Source organism: Ensifer sp. GW821-FHT05G01, assembly GCF_059419585.1.
In genome coordinates this window covers 289,287-305,015 of record NZ_JBWKSC010000001.1, presented here as the reverse complement: position 1 = coordinate 305,015, position 15,729 = coordinate 289,287, and the positions used below count along the sequence as shown (strand labels likewise).

The 15,729-nt window shown below is 63.9% G+C and carries 16 protein-coding genes; 10 read left to right on the top strand and 6 right to left on the bottom strand.

The annotated features are described in order from the left end of the window. Positions 1–89: 89 nt before the first annotated feature. Both AC07UR_RS01535 and mutM read right to left on the bottom strand, forming a co-directional pair. A complete protein-coding gene (locus AC07UR_RS01535; protein ID WP_209787925.1) occupies positions 90–863 on the bottom strand; it encodes an enoyl-CoA hydratase in 774 nt (257 codons plus the stop codon). Between the two features lie 54 nt (positions 864–917). Next, on the bottom strand, positions 918–1,808 hold the full coding sequence (mutM, locus tag AC07UR_RS01530) for a bifunctional DNA-formamidopyrimidine glycosylase/DNA-(apurinic or apyrimidinic site) lyase (RefSeq protein WP_173418786.1): 891 nt from the start codon (positions 1,806–1,808) through the stop codon (positions 918–920). Positions 1,809–1,982: 174 nt separating this feature from the next. Here mutM and ubiE point away from each other — a divergent pair, with 174 nt between their 5' ends. From ubiE to AC07UR_RS01485, 9 genes are all read left to right on the top strand, one after another. Beyond that, positions 1,983–2,759, top strand: coding sequence for a bifunctional demethylmenaquinone methyltransferase/2-methoxy-6-polyprenyl-1,4-benzoquinol methylase UbiE (ubiE, locus tag AC07UR_RS01525; protein WP_173418785.1), 777 nt, complete (start codon positions 1,983–1,985; stop codon positions 2,757–2,759). 4 nt (positions 2,760–2,763) lie between these two features. Next, positions 2,764–4,338 (top strand): 2-polyprenylphenol 6-hydroxylase, encoded by a 1,575-nt coding sequence (gene ubiB, locus AC07UR_RS01520; RefSeq protein ID WP_209787927.1) that lies wholly within the window; start codon positions 2,764–2,766, stop codon positions 4,336–4,338. Positions 4,339–4,594: 256 nt separating this feature from the next. Then, positions 4,595–5,104, top strand: coding sequence for a GNAT family N-acetyltransferase (locus tag AC07UR_RS01515; RefSeq protein ID WP_209787930.1), 510 nt, complete (start codon positions 4,595–4,597; stop codon positions 5,102–5,104). 165 nt (positions 5,105–5,269) lie between these two features. Then, entirely contained in the window at positions 5,270–5,527 is a 258-nt protein-coding gene (locus AC07UR_RS01510; RefSeq protein ID WP_209787933.1) for a hypothetical protein, read from the top strand. A 174-nt stretch (positions 5,528–5,701) separates the two neighbouring features. Then, positions 5,702–6,481, top strand: a complete 780-nt coding sequence (locus AC07UR_RS01505) for an SDR family oxidoreductase (protein ID WP_209787935.1) — start codon at positions 5,702–5,704, stop codon at positions 6,479–6,481. Positions 6,482–6,723: 242 nt separating this feature from the next. Beyond that, on the top strand, positions 6,724–7,317 hold the full coding sequence (locus tag AC07UR_RS01500) for an ankyrin repeat domain-containing protein (RefSeq protein WP_209788546.1): 594 nt from the start codon (positions 6,724–6,726) through the stop codon (positions 7,315–7,317). A gap of 14 nt (positions 7,318–7,331) precedes the next feature. Continuing rightward, positions 7,332–7,802, top strand: coding sequence for a nucleoside deaminase (locus AC07UR_RS01495; RefSeq protein WP_209787937.1), 471 nt, complete (start codon positions 7,332–7,334; stop codon positions 7,800–7,802). Between the two features lie 264 nt (positions 7,803–8,066). Further along, positions 8,067–9,335, top strand: a complete 1,269-nt coding sequence (locus tag AC07UR_RS01490; RefSeq protein ID WP_209787940.1) for an MFS transporter — start codon at positions 8,067–8,069, stop codon at positions 9,333–9,335. Positions 9,336–9,561: 226 nt separating this feature from the next. Then, positions 9,562–10,464: a cation diffusion facilitator family transporter gene (locus AC07UR_RS01485; RefSeq protein ID WP_209787943.1), complete on the top strand. Its 903-nt coding sequence runs from the start codon at positions 9,562–9,564 to the stop codon at positions 10,462–10,464. Between the two features lie 21 nt (positions 10,465–10,485). Here AC07UR_RS01485 and AC07UR_RS01480 read toward each other — a convergent pair whose 3' ends face one another. The 3 genes from AC07UR_RS01480 to AC07UR_RS01470 all read right to left on the bottom strand — a co-directional run bounded on the left by AC07UR_RS01480 (position 10,486) and on the right by AC07UR_RS01470 (position 12,809). Further along, positions 10,486–12,099: an ABC-F family ATP-binding cassette domain-containing protein gene (locus AC07UR_RS01480; RefSeq protein WP_209787946.1), complete on the bottom strand. Its 1,614-nt coding sequence runs from the start codon at positions 12,097–12,099 to the stop codon at positions 10,486–10,488. Positions 12,100–12,330: 231 nt separating this feature from the next. Continuing rightward, complete coding sequence (locus tag AC07UR_RS01475; RefSeq protein WP_268833697.1) at positions 12,331–12,453, bottom strand: hypothetical protein; 123 nt, start codon at positions 12,451–12,453, stop codon at positions 12,331–12,333. 164 nt (positions 12,454–12,617) lie between these two features. Beyond that, the gene (locus AC07UR_RS01470) at positions 12,618–12,809 is read right to left on the bottom strand and encodes a hypothetical protein (RefSeq protein WP_173418776.1); all 192 of its coding nucleotides are present in this window, start codon (positions 12,807–12,809) and stop codon (positions 12,618–12,620) included. A gap of 398 nt (positions 12,810–13,207) precedes the next feature. Between AC07UR_RS01470 and coaBC the strand changes: the two genes are divergently transcribed. After that, positions 13,208–14,428, top strand: coding sequence for a bifunctional phosphopantothenoylcysteine decarboxylase/phosphopantothenate--cysteine ligase CoaBC (gene coaBC / locus AC07UR_RS01465; RefSeq protein ID WP_209787949.1), 1,221 nt, complete (start codon positions 13,208–13,210; stop codon positions 14,426–14,428). Positions 14,429–14,685: 257 nt separating this feature from the next. On the opposite strand, the gene AC07UR_RS01460 is transcribed toward coaBC, so the two are convergent. Continuing rightward, positions 14,686–15,492, bottom strand: a complete 807-nt coding sequence (locus tag AC07UR_RS01460) for a class II glutamine amidotransferase (RefSeq protein ID WP_173418774.1) — start codon at positions 15,490–15,492, stop codon at positions 14,686–14,688. Positions 15,493–15,729 lie beyond the last annotated feature (237 nt).

The following is a 15,729-nucleotide window of genomic DNA, read 5'->3' as shown; positions in this document are numbered from 1 at the left end:
TTGGCGTTCCAAACTGAGGGCGGCATATAACGAGAAACAGCCGCCCCGTCAACGCGCAATTTGGAGAAAACTGCGCGTCGGCCCCTGATCTACCTGTGTTTGAACTCCGCCTTGCGCTTGGCGGCAAAGGCGGCCATGCCTTCCTTCTGGTCTTGCGTCGCAAACAGCGAATGGAAAAGCCGGCGTTCAAACCGCAGGCCTTCGGCCAGCGTGACCTCCAGCGAGCGATTGACGGCCTCCTTGGCCATCATCACCGCCGGCAGCGAGAACGACGCGATCTTCTCGGCAGCAGCCAGCGCTTCCTCCATCAATTTTTCCGGTGCCACCACACGCGAAACGAGTCCTGCGCGTTCCGCCTCGGTCGCGTCCATCATCCGTCCGGTCAGGACTAGATCCATGGCCTTGGCCTTGCCGACGGCTCGGGTGAGGCGCTGCGATCCGCCCATGCCGGGGATGACGCCCAGCGTGATTTCCGGCTGACCGAATTTTGCGGTCTCGGAGGCAATGATGATGTCGCACATCATCGCCAGCTCGCACCCGCCGCCAAGCGCATAGCCGGAGACGGCAGCAATGACCGGCTTGCGGGCGGCGGCCACCTGGTCCCAGCCGCCGATGAAATCACCGAGATAGCTGTCGACGAAATCGAGCGTCTGCATCTCCTTGATGTCGGCACCGGCGGCGAAAGCCTTTTCGGAACCGGTGAGGACGACGGCGCCGATCTCCTTGTCGGCATCGAATGCCTTCAGCACCGCGGCGAGTTCGCGCATCACGGTCGAGTTCAGTGCATTCAGTGCCTGCGGGCGATTGAGCGTGACCAGGCCCACGCGTCCGCGCGTCTCGACCAGCAGCGTCTCGTAACTCATTCTCGTCTCCTCCGAATTCGTGTCAGCGGCAGGGTCCGGCCGGACCCCTCCTGTTCATTTCTGGCAGCGCGGGCAATGGAACGTCGAGCGTCCAGCCTGCACGATGCGGGCGACCGTACCGCCGCAACCGGGCGTGCGGCAAGCCTCCCCTTCCCGGTCGTAGACCGAAAAGGAATGTTGGAAATAACCGAGCGATCCGTCGGCCTGAATGTGATCCTTGAGCGAGGAACCGCCCGCCGCGATGGCATCGGCAATGACCTCGCGGATCGCAACGGTCAGGTCCTGCAGTGCCGAGCCGGCCTTGCCTTGTCCGTCGACGAGCGCGCCGGCCGGCTTCAGCGGCGACAGGCCAGACCGCCAGAGCGCCTCGCACACATAGATGTTGCCGAGGCCGGCAATGTTCTTCTGGTCGAGCAGGGCCGCCTTCAGGGGCTGTGCCTTGCCGGCAAAACGCCCGGCGAGATAGGCGGCGTCGAGCGCGTTGCCGGTCGGCTCCTCGCCGAGCCCGCGAAGGAAGGCATGGGCCGAGACCGTCTCGCGGCGGGCCAGATCCATGAAGCCGAAACGGCGCGGGTCATTGTAGATGACGCGGGCCGGGCCGGCTGAACCTTCCAGATGGAAGATCACGTGATCGTGTTTCTCGTCCTTTCCACGCGGGTGGTGAAATTCGCCCGGTGTTTCCGGCAGCGCCCCTTGCTCAATCCGGAACGAGCCTGACATGCCGAGATGGGCGATGATGACGTCGCCGGCTTCCAGATCGATCATCAGGTACTTTGCCCGGCGCGACAGCGAGACGATGCGCTGGCCGCCGACAATCGAGGAAAAATCAACGGGAAAAGGAAACCGCAGATCCGGCCGGCGCAGTTCCGCATTGACGAGGAGCGCGCCTTCCATGGTCGGCGCCAGGCCTCGTTTCACCGTTTCGACCTCCGGCAGTTCCGGCATCCGTCGTCTCCTTTTTTCTTAACCACCATAAGCCCGGCGGTTGGCATTTCCTTGGCGGTCCACTTATCCTATAGGGGTGCGCTATGCCGCAGCCATGGCCCCGCCCCCGAGATAGCGCGGGCCGGGCGATTTCGCTATGGTGCCGGCAAAATTGGTTCAGGTGGAGTTTTTCGTATGACGGATCAGCGGGTATCGGCCAATGGCGGCATGGAAACCTCCTTCGGTTTCCGCAACGTCGGTACGGGCGAAAAGCAGCCGCTCGTCAATGACGTCTTCCATAAGGTCGCCAAGCGCTACGACATCATGAACGACGTGATGTCGGCCGGGCTGCACCGCGCCTGGAAGGATGCGATGATTGCCGCGCTCAACCCGCCGCGCCGCGAGGGCTATCGCACGCTCGACGTTGCCGGCGGCACCGGCGACATCGCCTTCCGCATCATCGAAGCCTCCGACCGCAAGGCGCATTCGACGGTCCTCGACATCAACGGCTCGATGCTTGCCGTCGGCGCCGAGCGGGCCGAGAAGAAGAAGCTTTCGGCCAATCTCGATTTCGTCGAGGCCAATGCCGAGGAACTGCCGTTCGAGGCGAATTCCTTCGACGCCTACACGATCGCCTTCGGCATCCGCAACGTGCCTCGCATCGATGTCGCGCTCAAGGAAGCCTATCGGGTGCTGAAGCGTGGCGGGCGGCTGCTTGTGCTCGAATTTTCCGAAGTGGAGATGCCGCTTCTCGACCGGATCTACGATGCCTGGTCGTTCAACGCGATCCCGAAGTTCGGCAAGCTGATCACCGGCGACGAGGCGCCCTACCAGTATCTGGTGGAATCGATCCGCAAGTTCCCGAACCAGCGCGATTTTGCCGCCATGATCAAGGAGGCGGGCTTCTCCCGCGTCTCCTTCACCAACTACACCGGCGGCATCGCAGCGCTGCATTCCGGCTGGAAAATCTGATCTTATGAGCACTGCAGGAGCATATGTCCGCCTCGCGCGGATCGGCTGGGTTCTCGTGCGCGAAGGTGTCGTCTCGGCGGTCCCGGCAGAACATCTGCCGCCCTTTGCCCGCTTCGCCCAGAAGGCAGCCGGACTTCTTGCCCGCCGCAAGGTGCCCGGCGAGGAGCGCAGCGACCGGCTGTCGCGCGCCGTTGCCCGCCTCGGCCCGTCTTATGTGAAGATCGGCCAGTTCCTGGCGACCCGACCGGATGTCGTCGGCGCGGAATTTGCAGCCGACCTGTCGCTGCTGCAGGACCAGATGGCGACCTTCCCGCAAAGCGAAGCGAAAGCCGCAATCGAGGGATCGCTCGGTCGCAAGGTCGAGGACCTCTATGCCGAATTCTCCGAACCGATGGCAGCCGCTTCGATCGCCCAGGTGCACCCATCCATCGTGATGCGTGACGGCCAACCGCACAAGGTTGCCGTCAAGGTCATCCGCCCCGGCATCCGTCAACGCTTCGCCTCCGACATCGAGGCGATGTATCTCGTCAGCCATATGCAGGAACGTTTCCTGCCCCATACGCGGCGCCTGAAGCCGGTCGAAGTCACCAAGACGTTGGAGCAGACGACCAAGATCGAAATGGATCTTCGGCTGGAAGCGGCAGCGCTTTCCGAACTCGGCGAGAACACCAAGGAGGATTCCGGCTTTCGCGTGCCGAAGGTCGATTGGGAACGCACCGGCCGCGATGTCGTCACCATGGAATGGATCGACGGCGTCAAGATGTCGGATATCGAAGGGCTTAAGGCGGCAGGCCACGACCTCGACGCGCTCGCCGATACGCTGATCCAGTCGTTCCTGCGCCACACGCTGCGCGATGGCTTCTTCCATGCCGACATGCACCAGGGCAACCTGTTCGTCGACGACGCAGGCCATATCGTCGCCGTCGACATGGGCATCGTCGGCCGTCTCGGCAAGAAGGAGCGCCGGTTCCTTGCCGAAATCCTGTTCGGCTTCATCACTCGCGATTACCAGCGCGTCGCCGACGTGCATTTCGAGGCGGGCTACGTGCCGTCGCATCACGATGCGGCCAGCTTCGCCCAGGCGATCCGCGCCATCGGCGAACCGATCCACGGCCAACCGGCCGAAACCATCTCGATGGCGAAGCTGCTGACCCTCCTCTTCGAAGTCACCGAACTTTTCGACATGCAGACACGGCCGGAACTGGTCATGCTGCAGAAGACCATGGTCGTCGTCGAGGGCGTCGCGCGCACGCTCAACCCGCGCTTCAACATGTGGAAGGCTTCCGAGCCTGTCGTCGGCAAGTGGATCCGCGACAATCTCGGACCGAAGCGCATCGTCGCCGACCTGCGCGACGGCCTGCATGCGGCCCTTCGGCTGGCCGAAGCGGCCCCCGAAATCGCCGCGCGCACGGAAAAGTTCTCGAGCGACATCATGGCCATGACCGAAAATGGCCTGCGTTTCGATGCAGAGACGGCGCACGCCATCGGGAAGGCCGAGGCGCGCCACACGCGGTCCGGCCGGATTGCCCTGTGGTTGATTGCCGCCACGCTCGTCTATATCGCCTGGCAGGTGACCTGATGGACATCAGGTGACCTGATCGACAGGTGACCTGATCGACAACCGCAAGCGGGTCGCTCGACCGGCTTGCAATTCCCCTGCCTCTTGTTATCGTTGCGGCATGGACAATCGTTCGATGATCGCAATGGTGCTTTGCACGCACGCCCTGGGGTGTGCGGGAGACCATTTGCGTTAAGCGGACTGTCCCCCGACCAACCCTGCCGAGGCGAGCAGGGTGTGGTCCTGTTTCCTCGGAACCTTAAAGGCAGAGGAAACAATGACCGAAGGAACCCCCTCCCCGACATTCAGGATCCGAGCGGCGCGCGTTGTCGACTGGGAAGCGATCGCCGCACTGATGAGCCAGCCGGGCATCCGCTCCGGCACGCTGAGACTGCCCTATTCGACCCCGGAGCAGACACGCAAGTGGCTGGAGGGCCTGTCGGAGGACAACACGGTAATCATCGCCGAGCGCGACGACCGGATCGTCGGCATGGCCGGTTTGCACCGCAACAAGGGACGCCGGTATCACTCCGCGATGCTCGGCATCAGCGTCGACGACAACCATCGCGGCGAGGGCATCGGTAAGGCGCTGCTGACGGCTCTGATCGATGCCGCCGACAACTGGCTCGGCATCAGCCGCATCGAGCTCACCGTCTTTACCGACAACGAGGCGGCAATCGCGCTCTATCGCAAGGCCGGCTTCGAACACGAAGGCACGCATCGGGCCTATGCGCTGCGCAACGGCGTGCTTGCCGACGTCATCGCCATGGCGCGCATTCGTGCCTGACCGCGCCCGGACGGTGCGCCGGAGAGCTGGAGGCCGGCAGCACGTTGCGTTCTGTCGGCCTCCAGCAACCCATGTTCCATTCGGAACTGCGCATATTCTGAGCCCATGCGATCGTCCTCTCATGGATGAAGGGAGTTCATCCCGACCTCTGGAGGAGAGACCATCATGCGCAGGATTATCATCGCAGCCGCTGTCGCAATCACCGCAGTCATCTCCTTTGCCGCGCCATCACAGGCTGGCGGTGTGACCATCGGCTTCAGCAATGGCCATTATGGTCACGGCTGGAGTGGCCAGATCGGCTATGTCGATGGCTACTACGGCGGCGGTTACTACGAGTACCGGCCCTACTGCTTCATCAAGAAGGTCAGGCGCTACGATCATTACGGCAACGTCTATTACGAGCGCATCCGCGTCTGCCGCTGACGGCGGCCAAGGGCGAGGGGCACGAAGCCCGGTCGGTTTTCGGCCGGGCTTTTTGACGTCTGGTCCTCGCCCTCTCAGATCCGAATTGCTCGCTCCGCCTCCGACCCCATTGACGCCGCGTTGCGGCCGGGCTCCAAAAGCAACAACACAAATCGCATGGGAAGGAAGACAGCCATGGACCTCGGCATCACAGGCAAGAAGGCACTCGTGCTCGGCGGCAGCAAGGGGCTTGGACGCGGCATTGCCGAAGCACTTACAGCCGAAGGCGTTGTCGTGGCACTGACCGGCCGCGACGCCGGATCCGCCGAAAAGGCCGCCGCCGAGATCAGCCCGGCCGCTCGCGGTTTTGCACTCGATCTCTCCAAGCCCGAGAGCCTCGACGGGCTGCTCGATCGGCTCTCCGCCGATTTCGGCGCGATCGACATTCTCGTCCTCAATGGCGGCGGACCGCCGCCATCGCTTGCATCCGCGATCGAGCCGAACTTCTGGCGGACGCAGTTCGAGACCATGGTGCTCGCCGGCATGCGCATCACCGGCCGGGTCCTGCCCGGCATGCGGGAGCGCGGTTTTGGCCGCATCATTGCCGTCGCCTCGACCAGTATCCGCGAACCGATCCCGGGGCTGACCGCATCCAACGCGCTTCGAAGTGCCGTTGCCGGCTGGCTGAAGACATTGGCCGGCGAAGTCGCCGCCGACGGCGTCACCGTCAACATGCTGTTGCCGGGGCGGCTTGCGACCGACCGCACCTTGAGCTTCGACCGCATGGACGCCGAGAGCGAAGGGCTCGACATTGCGACGGTTGCCGCACGCAGCCAGGCCGACATTCCGATCGGCCGCTACGGCACGCCGGCGGAATTCGGCGCCGCCGCCGCGTTTCTGGCGGGGCGGCCGGCAGCCTACGTCACCGGCGTGGCGCTCCCGGTCGACGGCGGCCTCAGCCGATCGATGCTCTGAATAGACGCACTTCTCGTCGGGGTTGCCACTCAAGCGGCTTGCCGGGACGGATGGCCTTCACCGCAATTTGATGCCGGTCTCAGGGGATATGCAGTAAATCTTCAGCCGGGCGACGTTTGCCCGACTGAAGACACGACTGCCATAGGACTGGAATGACAACGATGAAATCACCATCGACCGGGTGGCTGCTCGGGGCTTCCCTCTTCGCCTCGACCTTCCTTCCCGCCTCTGCCGGAGCTGCCATGCTTGAAAAGGAAATGATTGCCGCGGCCCACGCCGGCAATGCCGCCGAACTCAATGATCTGATCAAGCGCGGAGCGACACTGGAAGCGCGCGATGCAAGCGGCGCCACCGCCTTGCTCGTTGCAACGCACGAAAACCGCGTTGATGCGGCGCGCGCCCTCATCGAAGCCGGCGCGGATGTCAACGCGAAGGACAACATTCAGGACAGCCCCTATCTCTATGCCGGCGCGGGCGGCCATCTCGAAATCCTCAAGCTGACGCTTGAGAACGGCGCCGACCTGAAAAGCACCAACCGCTACGGCGGCACCGCGCTGATCCCGGCCGCCGAACGCGGTCACGTCGAAACCGTCAGGACGCTGATCGAGGCGGGCGTCGATGTCGACCACGTCAACCGGCTCGGCTGGACGGCACTGATCGAAGCGATCATCCTCGGCACCGGCGGCGAAAAGCACACGCAGATCGTACGGCTGCTGATCGACGCCGGCGCAAACGTCAATCTGGCCGATAGCGAGGGCGTGAGCCCGCTCAGCCATGCCCGCCAGCGTGGCTATGGCAACATGGAAAAACTGCTCGTCGCTGCTGGCGCCAAATGAAATCCGGAGGGGATATGGATCAGGAAAAGCGCTTTCTCCGCGAGGCCATCGCCCTTGCCCGCGCCAACATCGAAAAAGGCGGCCGACCGTTCGGCGCGGTTGCCGTGCGCAACGGCGAGGTGATCGCCGAAGGCGTCAACCGGATGCTTGAGACCGGGGATCCGACATCGCATGCGGAGTTGAATGCCCTTCGCGCGGCGGCCCAGCGCCTCGGCTCTCCCCGCCTTGAAGGAGTCGCTATCTATGCCAGCGGCCAGCCCTGCCCGATGTGCCTTGCGGCCATGCGCATGGCCGGCATTACCGAGATTGCCTACGCCCATTCCAATGCCGACGCCGAGCCTTATGGCCTCTCGACGGCGGCCATCTATGCCGAACTGGCAAAACCCTTGGGTGAGCAGGCCATGCGCTTCCGCCATAATCCTGTCGACGACGCCGAGGCAGTGCCGCTCTATGCGCAATGGCAACAAAGGATGAAGAACGACTAAGCGTGCCCGGGCCGGCAAACGCGTCCCATCCCCGAACAGCCTGCCGCGACCACGATCCGACAGATCATCATTGCCTCTCGCGCGGCGGACCGGCGGGTCAACAACGCAGTGGGTACCGGCATCCCCGCGCGGCAACCGCTGACTGCACCACAATCAACCTCTTGTCGCCCACACGCGACGGGTGTAATCGCGCAAACGAGATCTCTCCCTGCCGCCGGCGTTCGTCACCGAACATCGGCGGTCGCAAGTCTGCGAGTGTCTGCGATGAATGCCTATTCCGAACGTGCCGGTCGCCTGATTGCGCTGCTCCTCATCGCCGGCTCCGGCGTGGTGACGATTGCCAAGGGCATGAGCCTGACGTTCCTCGCGATCCGCCTGCAAAAGGATTTCGGGCTCAGCCCGGCCGGCATCGGCGCCTTGATCGGCGCGGGTCCGCTCCTTGGTGCCATCGTCAGCCCCTTTGCCGGCACGCTGTCGGACCGCATCGGCCGAAAGGGCATGCTGACTGCGGCACTTTGCATGGCCGGACTGGCGCTCGCCGGGCTCGGACTGGCGCAGTCGATCGCCGCCTTCGCGCTGGCGCACATCGTTTCCGCGGTCGCCGCCGCCGTCTACGAGCCGGTGTCGCGGGCCTTGATGAGCGATGCCGCACCGGCGCATCTGCGCCTGCGGGTGTTTTCCTGGCGCTACCTCGCCATCAATGCCGGCTGGGCCGTCGGTCCCCTGATCGGCGTCTGGATCGGGGCTGCCTATGCGACGCTTTTCGTCATTGCCGGTTTGATGCATGCCGCCTTCGGTCTCGTGCTGTTCTTCACCGTTCCCGACGCAAGCAACAGGCCGGTGGCAGAGACCGGGACGGCTTCCCCGGCCACCGCTGGCTGGCGTGGGCTCGTCGCCGCCTTGCGCGACCGGCGCCTGGTCTTTTTCGTCATCGGCGGCACCCTGCTCCTGGCCGTGCATGGTCAGTGGTCGGTGACGTTGTCGCAATATCTGAACACCGGTTTCGAAGATGGCGTCACGCTCTTCGCGCTGCTGGTGTCGACCAACGCCGCGACCGTGCTGATCGCCAGCACGCCTGCCCGCTTCGTTATCGAGCGGATTGGCGCGCTGCCGGCGCTCTCGCTCGGTTGCCTGCTGTTCCTGCTGGGCGAAATCGGCTTTGCGGCCTCGTCCGGGATGGAAATGCTCATCGCCTCGATGATCCTCTTCACCATCGGCGAGGTGCTGGTCGTGCCCTCTGAATACGTGCTGGTCGATGGCATTTCGAATGCCGGCAATCGCGGCACCTATTTCGGCGCGCATTCGCTGTCTTCGCTCGGCAATTTTCTTGGCCCGCTTATCGGCGGCCTGGCGCTTGGCGCGATCGGCGGCGCCGGCATGTTCCTGTTGTTCGCGTTGCTTTCGGCGGCAAGCGCGCTCCTGTTTGCGATCGGCCATTCCATGCCGCCGCCACGCCCGCAAGCCGCACGTCCCGGCACCGTCGATGGCGGCGCCATGGGCGGGGATCTCATGCGGCTGGGTCAACTTGCGTAAGACGAGGCCGGCTCCCGCGGCCTGACACGCCCCCGTCCGGACTCGCCGATCAACGGAGCCTCCGTTCGCCGGCGGATGCCTCACAGCATGACCGCAAGAGAGCGCTCCTGTCGCTTTCGCTTGCTCACGCCAAACGCTAACATCCCGCCACTTAAGTGATCATCGTCACCATTTCGTCACCGGCACCGCCTAAGCACCGCGTCGAAACAGGAGTGAATACAAGATCATGACCACCGCCACCGAACAAACCGTCCTCAAGCGATCGATCGCTGCAACCATTGTCGTCGGTGCGACAGGCGTGCTCTTCGGCCTTTTGTCCGGATCGGTGTCGATCGTGTTCGACGGGGTGTTTTCCGCTGTCGACGCCGCCATGACGCTGCTGGCGCTCGGTGTGACGCGACTGATCCCGAGGGAAAGCAGCCGCTTCCAGATGGGGTTCTGGCATATCGAGCCGATGGTGCTGCTGCTCAATGCCGGGCTGCTGGCTACGCTTTCCTTCTACGCGCTGATCAACGCGGTCGACTCGCTGCTGACAGGCGGGCGCGAACTCGCCTTCGACTGGGCGATCGCCTATGCCGCCGTCGTCGTCGTCATCTGCATCGTGATGTTTTTCTACGGCCGGCGCGCCAACCGCACGATCGGCTCGGAATTCCTGGCACTGGATGTGCGCGCCTGGGCGATGTCCGGCACGATCACCGCAGCCCTGCTCGCCGCCTTCGTCGTCGCCGCGATGCTGAAGGGCACGGCCTATGAAAGCTGGACGCCCTATGCCGACCCGGCGATCCTGGTGGTCCTGACGCTCTGCCTGATCCCGCTGCCGCTGAAAACGGTCTATGCCGCACTGAAGGAAATCTTCCTCGTGGCGCCGGCCGAGCTGGACGAAAAAGTGCGTGAGGCCGCCCGGGGCGCTGCCAGCCGCCACGGCTTTTCCGACTACCGCACCTATGTCGCCAAGGTCGGCCGCGCCCGGCTGATCGAGATCTATCTGATCGGATCGGCCGACACCAAAGTGGAGACGCTTGCGAGCCTCGATGCGATCCGCGCCGAGATCGGCACGGAGATCGGCGAGGCCGGGCGCGACCGCTGGCTGACGATCGCCTTCACCGGTGACGTGAAGTGGGCGCAGTAGCCGAGCCCAGACCGTCCACCTCTAGCGGGCAACGGTGCGGCGGCCCTCCGACACTCCGAATAGATCAACCCGACGCGTAATGCCGATCGCCTCCAGGAACGGCTCGTCGTGGCTGACGACGATAAGTGCGCCGTCGTAAGCCCGCAGCCCCGCCTCCACCGTCTCGATGGAATCGATATCGAGATGGTTTGTCGGCTCGTCGAGGATCAGGAGCGGTGGCGGGCGTTCGCCACCGAGCACGCAGGCAAGTCCCGCCCGCAGCATCTGGCCGCCGCTGAGGCTGGAGACGCGCTGAAGCGCCGTGTCGGCGCGGAACATGAAGCGCGCGAGCGCCGCGCGGCAGGCATTTTCGCCCGCCCCGGGATTGAGCCGACGAAAATTGTCGCGGATCGAGATCTCCGGATTGAGCAGGCTCACCTGCTGATCGAGCATGGCAAAGTCCGTCAGGATCCTGACATGACCCGACCACGGTGCAAGCTTGCCCGATATCAGCGACAGCAACGTCGTCTTGCCCGAACCGTTGCGGCCGGTGATCGCCACCCGTTCCGGCCCTGATATCGTCAGGGAAAGATCGGCGAGCACCGGGTGGTCGGTGACATAGCCGGCGCTGACATCGTCAACCTGTAGAACGATTCGGCCGGGGGGTAGCCCCGTCGAAGGGAGCCGCACCGAAAACGGCTGCAGGATCTCCATGCGGTCGCGAGCTGTTGCGAGATCGCCGAGCGCCTGGTCGCGCCGGCGTTCAGCAAGGCGTGCATTGTCGCCGCCGGTCTTCTCGCTGCGCTCCTTCCGCGCATCGAGCAACAGCAGCGGCTCGTCACCCTTGGCGCGCTTCCGGCGGCCGGCGCCGTCCTTGCGGGCCTTGCGCTCCGCGATCTCCTGCGTCTTGCGGTCGACCTCGGCAAGGCGTCGTTCGGCATCGGCAAGATCGTGCCGGGCAGAGGCGAGCTCGATCGCCTTGCGCTCACGATAGAGGCTCCAGTTCCCGCCATAGCTGGTAGCGCCAAGAGAAGTGAGCTCGACGATCGTATCCATCCCGTCGAGCAGTTCGCGATCATGACTGACGACGACGGCGCCACCGCGCCAGTTCGCCATCAGCTCGATAACCGCCTCGCGGCCGGCGCGATCCAGGTTGTTGGTGGGTTCGTCGAGCAGAATGAAATCGGGATCGGCAAAAGCCAGTGCTGCAAGCTTTGCCCGTGTCAGCTGCCCGCCCGAGAACGATGTCAGCGGTGTACGTGCTTCTGCCGCAAGACCGAGGCGCGCCAGAGCGGTTTCCAGCCGAGCCTCGAGCATCCAGTCGGCAATCGACAGCTCGTCGATGCTGGCGGTGCCGTTCTCTGCGCGGCCGAGAAGTGCCAGTGCGTCGGAAATACCGAAGAGGTCGGCAACGGTTTCATGATCGGCGACCTGCACCGTCTGGCGCAGAATGCCGAGGCTGCCATCGACGGAGATGGTACCGGCTTGCGGCTGGAGCGATCCGGCAATCAACTTCAAAAGCGTGCTCTTGCCGACGCCATTGCGTCCGACAAGGCCGGAGCGGCCCGGCCCGAAGGTCAGGTTCAGATCGGAAAAGAGGCTGCGGCCGTCAGGCGTGGACCAAGAGAGGTGGGAGAGAGAAATCGAAACAGGCATGGATACGGATGTCCCTGATGGCAAAAGGAGTGGGTTTTGCTGTCAGGTGGAAATCCATCGATGCGTGTATCCTGTGGCAATTTCTATCGGCGCAAAGATAGCACCGATCGTGGCTTCTTCAAGGCCAGCCGTTCGGCGTCGGCCGATTGGAGAGGGAGCCGAAAAAACGGCGTGGACGGCACGCATGCGTAAGCAACCGGTCACAGGTAGTCTGCGCCGCCTCTTGAGCAACTACCATGCAAGGCCGTTCAGCGTGATCAGCGCGACCACCAGCAGGGACAGAACGAGCGAGATCTTGATGGCCGCGAGTGCGTAGTCGTAGCGGCGAATATGCGTGGCGAAGGTATGAAGCATCGCATTCTCCCTGGCGTCGAAATGCCCGACGGCCGTTGCAGCCGGAGCCACGCGATCGCCTGCGTGTCGCTTTGTAAGTGCTCTGATGCTGGCCGCGCTCGGGTCTGAAGTGGCGGTTGGGCGGCACTTCGACGATTGAGGACCTCGGATCCGCAGGCCAGCAGCTATTGGACGGAGGGCAACCAAGTCTTGATAACGGTCCGGTGCAAGTCCATGAGCCCGGCAAGGATTGCCTCGCCTTCTTCATGGTCGAGCGCGGAGTATCGCACCTGGACAGCATCCCGAAAAACATCGGCAACCATCGGGAATTCCCTGGGAAGGATCGGTCGCCCGCGAAATCCGTCGATGGGATACATCACGCGATCTCCTGTTGGGGCGAAAGCGCTACGATCTCTCAGCCATCGACGCCCGTTCGATCGGTCGATGATGACTGCACTATGCGCCTTCGACGGCGCGATACCAAGGGATATTCGCCGTTTGAAGCCGTCTGGCCACGCGGCGCCATCAGGCTCCCGTGATCGACTGGCACCGTGCACCGATTGCCGGATGGTTTGCCCGTGCGTTCGCCGTGCCCTGCCGCGGCGACTGCCATCGCGGCGTTCCGTCAGGCACATTGCGCCCGATGAAACGCTCAAGTAGGGTCGCCGCCAACCACATTCTTCTTCGGCAAACCTGCTGGAAGGATGCTGTCGAACAACATGGCTGGACCGGCGCAAAGCGCCGGTGAAGAAGGCGGCTGGAAGGCCGGGACGCGATGACACTGTCGGGCAAACGCATTCTCCTGATCATCTCCGGCGGCATTGCGGCCTATAAGAGCCTGGATCTGATCCGCCGCCTGCGCGAGCGCGGCGCCAGCGTCCGTCCGGTCATGACGGCGGGTGCGCAGCAGTTCGTCACACCGCTTGCCGCCGGCGCACTCTCGGCCTCACACGTCTACGTCGACCTGTTTTCGCGCGAGGACGAGCAGGATGTCGGCCATATTCGGCTGGCGCGGGAATGCGATCTTATCGTCGTCGCGCCCGCCACCGCCGATCTGATAGCGAAGATGGCGAACGGCCATGCCGACGACCTCGCTTCGACTATTCTGCTGGCGACCGATCGTCCGGTGCTGGTTGCTCCGGCCATGAACCCGAAGATGTGGGCTCATCCGGCCACCCGGCGCAACCGCGCGACGCTTGGCGCGGACGGCATCCGTTTCATCGGCCCGGAAGCCGGCGAAATGGCGGAAAGCGGCGAAGCCGGCGAAGGCCGGATGAGCGAGCCTCTGGCGATCGTCGCTGCCGTCGAGACCCTGCTTTCGGGCGGCGCGAAGCCGCTTGCCGGACGCAAGGCAATCGTGACATCAGGCCCGACGCATGAGCCGATCGATCCGGTGCGCTACATCGCCAACCGTTCCTCGGGCAAGCAGGGCCACGCCATTGCCGCCGCCCTTGCCAGGCTCGGCGCCGACGTGACGCTGGTCTCCGGTCCGGTGACCATCCCCGACCCGTCGGGGGTCAAGGTGATCCATGTGGAGCGCGCCGAGGAAATGCGCGATGCGGTGCTTGCCGCCCTTCCCGCCGATATCGCGGTGATGGTGGCGGCCGTTGCCGACTGGCGGGTGGCCAGTGCCGCCGGCAACAAGATCAAGAAGAAGCCCGGCGAAGCACCGCCGCCGCTCGAACTCACAGAGAACCCGGATATCCTCAAGACGATCGGCCATCATGCCGACAGGCCGAAGCTGGTCGTCGGATTTGCCGCCGAGACGGAGAACGTCGCCGACAATGGCCGCTCCAAGCTCGAGCGCAAGGGCGCCGACTATATTCTCGCCAACGACGTCTCGCCGGCAACCGGCATCATGGGTGGCGATCGCAACCGGGTGAAGCTGATCTCGGCTGCCGGCAACGACGACTGGCCCGACATGGACAAGGACGCGGTCGCCGAGAAGCTGGCGGCGCTGATTGCGGCGGAGCTGGAGCGGAAAGAGCGGGGCTGATCCAGTTGTTCCTTTGTCAGGCAGCGCCCCTCACCTTTCCAACAAAGAGCCCCCTCACCCTAACCCTCTCCCCGCCAGCGGGGCGAGGGGACGTGCCCTGCGCGGGCAGAGCGTTCGCAGTCGATTGATGGGTTCGGTGAGAGTGCGGCATATCCCTTCTCCCCGCCGGCGGGGAGAAGGTCGCGGTAGCGGGATGAGGGGCAGCGATGGCGTCGCGAACCATGCGGACGCCTTCACCCGCCAGACAGGATAATGTCTCAGGCCGAGCGATACTTCCGCACCGGCGTGCCCTGCGTCGAAAACAGCCGCACATCGACGCCGTTTTCGCCCACGATCACGGCGGTGCCATCGGGGATTTCGACCCAGGCGCTGTCATCGTCGTTGAGCGGTTCGGAGACGAGGCAGTAGCCGCCGCTCGGCCCCATCGGGGCTGCATAGAGCGTCGGCGCCTTCCAGTCGGAGGCGTAGCGCACGGCGTAGAGATCGTGGCCGTCGGAGAAGGCGGCGGTAAAGCGCACCAGCACCTGCCGCTCCAGATGCGACGCCAGTTGCTCGATGAAGGCCAGTGCCTCGGCGATCGCGCCGAGCGGATCGTGATCGAGCCCGAACTGCATGGCGAGCAGAAATAACAACTCCGAATCCGTCGTGCCGGTGCGGGCCGAATAGAGGTCGTTGTCGAGCATGCTCTCCATCGGCCGGCGCAGATGCTCGAAGTCGCCGATCTGGCCGTTGTGCATGAACGACCAGCGACCGAAGACGAAAGGATGACAGTTGTCGCGGCGCGTGCCGCCGCCGGTTGCGGCGCGCACATGGGCCAGAAACAGCGGCGAGCGGATCTGGCGGGCGATGCTTTTCAGATTGCAGTCGGACCAGGCGGGAAGGATGTCGCGGTAACGCCCGGGTTCCGGATGGTCGCCATACCAGGCGACGCCAAAGCCGTCGCCGTTGGTCGCCGTTTTCGCCCGTGTGGCGCAATGGGACTGCTCGATCAGCGAGTGCGCCGGAGAAGTCACCAGTTCCTCGAGATAGAGCGGCTCCCCGCGATAGGCTGCCCAGCGGCACATGCTGACATCACTCCGGTTTCGCCCGCTCATACGGATGCGATTCGTTAACCATGGGGGATGTTCCGACGAAACATGGTAAAAATGCGTTAACAAATTCATCTGGGCGCTGACGAGCGCATCTTAGGCGAACGGGTCGCGCCGTTTTGATCGAAACATGGGGCAATAGCCTTCGATCGTGTCCAAACGCATTTTCGAACAAATATTCCATATTGACAAATCATGCACATTTCATTTCAT

Excerpts from the sequence above, each read along its gene's own strand:
- AC07UR_RS01475 (WP_268833697.1), bottom strand. The coding sequence starts at position 12,453 with ATGCTTCATACCTTCGCCACGCATATTCGCCGCTACGACTACGCACTC.
- AC07UR_RS01480 (WP_209787946.1), bottom strand. The coding sequence starts at position 12,099 with ATGCCTGTTTCGATTTCTCTCTCCCACCTCTCTTGGTCCACGCCTGAC.
- mutM (WP_173418786.1), bottom strand. The coding sequence starts at position 1,808 with ATGCCGGAACTGCCGGAGGTCGAAACGGTGAAACGAGGCCTGGCGCCG.
- AC07UR_RS01510 (WP_209787933.1), top strand. The coding sequence starts at position 5,270 with ATGCGCAGGATTATCATCGCAGCCGCTGTCGCAATCACCGCAGTCATC.
- AC07UR_RS01485 (WP_209787943.1), top strand. The coding sequence starts at position 9,562 with ATGACCACCGCCACCGAACAAACCGTCCTCAAGCGATCGATCGCTGCA.
- coaBC (WP_209787949.1), top strand. The coding sequence starts at position 13,208 with ATGACACTGTCGGGCAAACGCATTCTCCTGATCATCTCCGGCGGCATT.
- ubiE (WP_173418785.1), top strand. The coding sequence starts at position 1,983 with ATGACGGATCAGCGGGTATCGGCCAATGGCGGCATGGAAACCTCCTTC.
- ubiB (WP_209787927.1), top strand. The coding sequence starts at position 2,764 with ATGAGCACTGCAGGAGCATATGTCCGCCTCGCGCGGATCGGCTGGGTT.
- AC07UR_RS01495 (WP_209787937.1), top strand. The coding sequence starts at position 7,332 with ATGGATCAGGAAAAGCGCTTTCTCCGCGAGGCCATCGCCCTTGCCCGC.
- AC07UR_RS01490 (WP_209787940.1), top strand. The coding sequence starts at position 8,067 with ATGAATGCCTATTCCGAACGTGCCGGTCGCCTGATTGCGCTGCTCCTC.
- AC07UR_RS01535 (WP_209787925.1), bottom strand. The coding sequence starts at position 863 with ATGAGTTACGAGACGCTGCTGGTCGAGACGCGCGGACGCGTGGGCCTG.
- AC07UR_RS01470 (WP_173418776.1), bottom strand. The coding sequence starts at position 12,809 with ATGTATCCCATCGACGGATTTCGCGGGCGACCGATCCTTCCCAGGGAA.
- AC07UR_RS01500 (WP_209788546.1), top strand. The coding sequence starts at position 6,724 with ATGCTTGAAAAGGAAATGATTGCCGCGGCCCACGCCGGCAATGCCGCC.
- AC07UR_RS01505 (WP_209787935.1), top strand. The coding sequence starts at position 5,702 with ATGGACCTCGGCATCACAGGCAAGAAGGCACTCGTGCTCGGCGGCAGC.
- AC07UR_RS01460 (WP_173418774.1), bottom strand. The coding sequence starts at position 15,492 with ATGTGCCGCTGGGCAGCCTATCGCGGGGAGCCGCTCTATCTCGAGGAA.
- AC07UR_RS01515 (WP_209787930.1), top strand. The coding sequence starts at position 4,595 with ATGACCGAAGGAACCCCCTCCCCGACATTCAGGATCCGAGCGGCGCGC.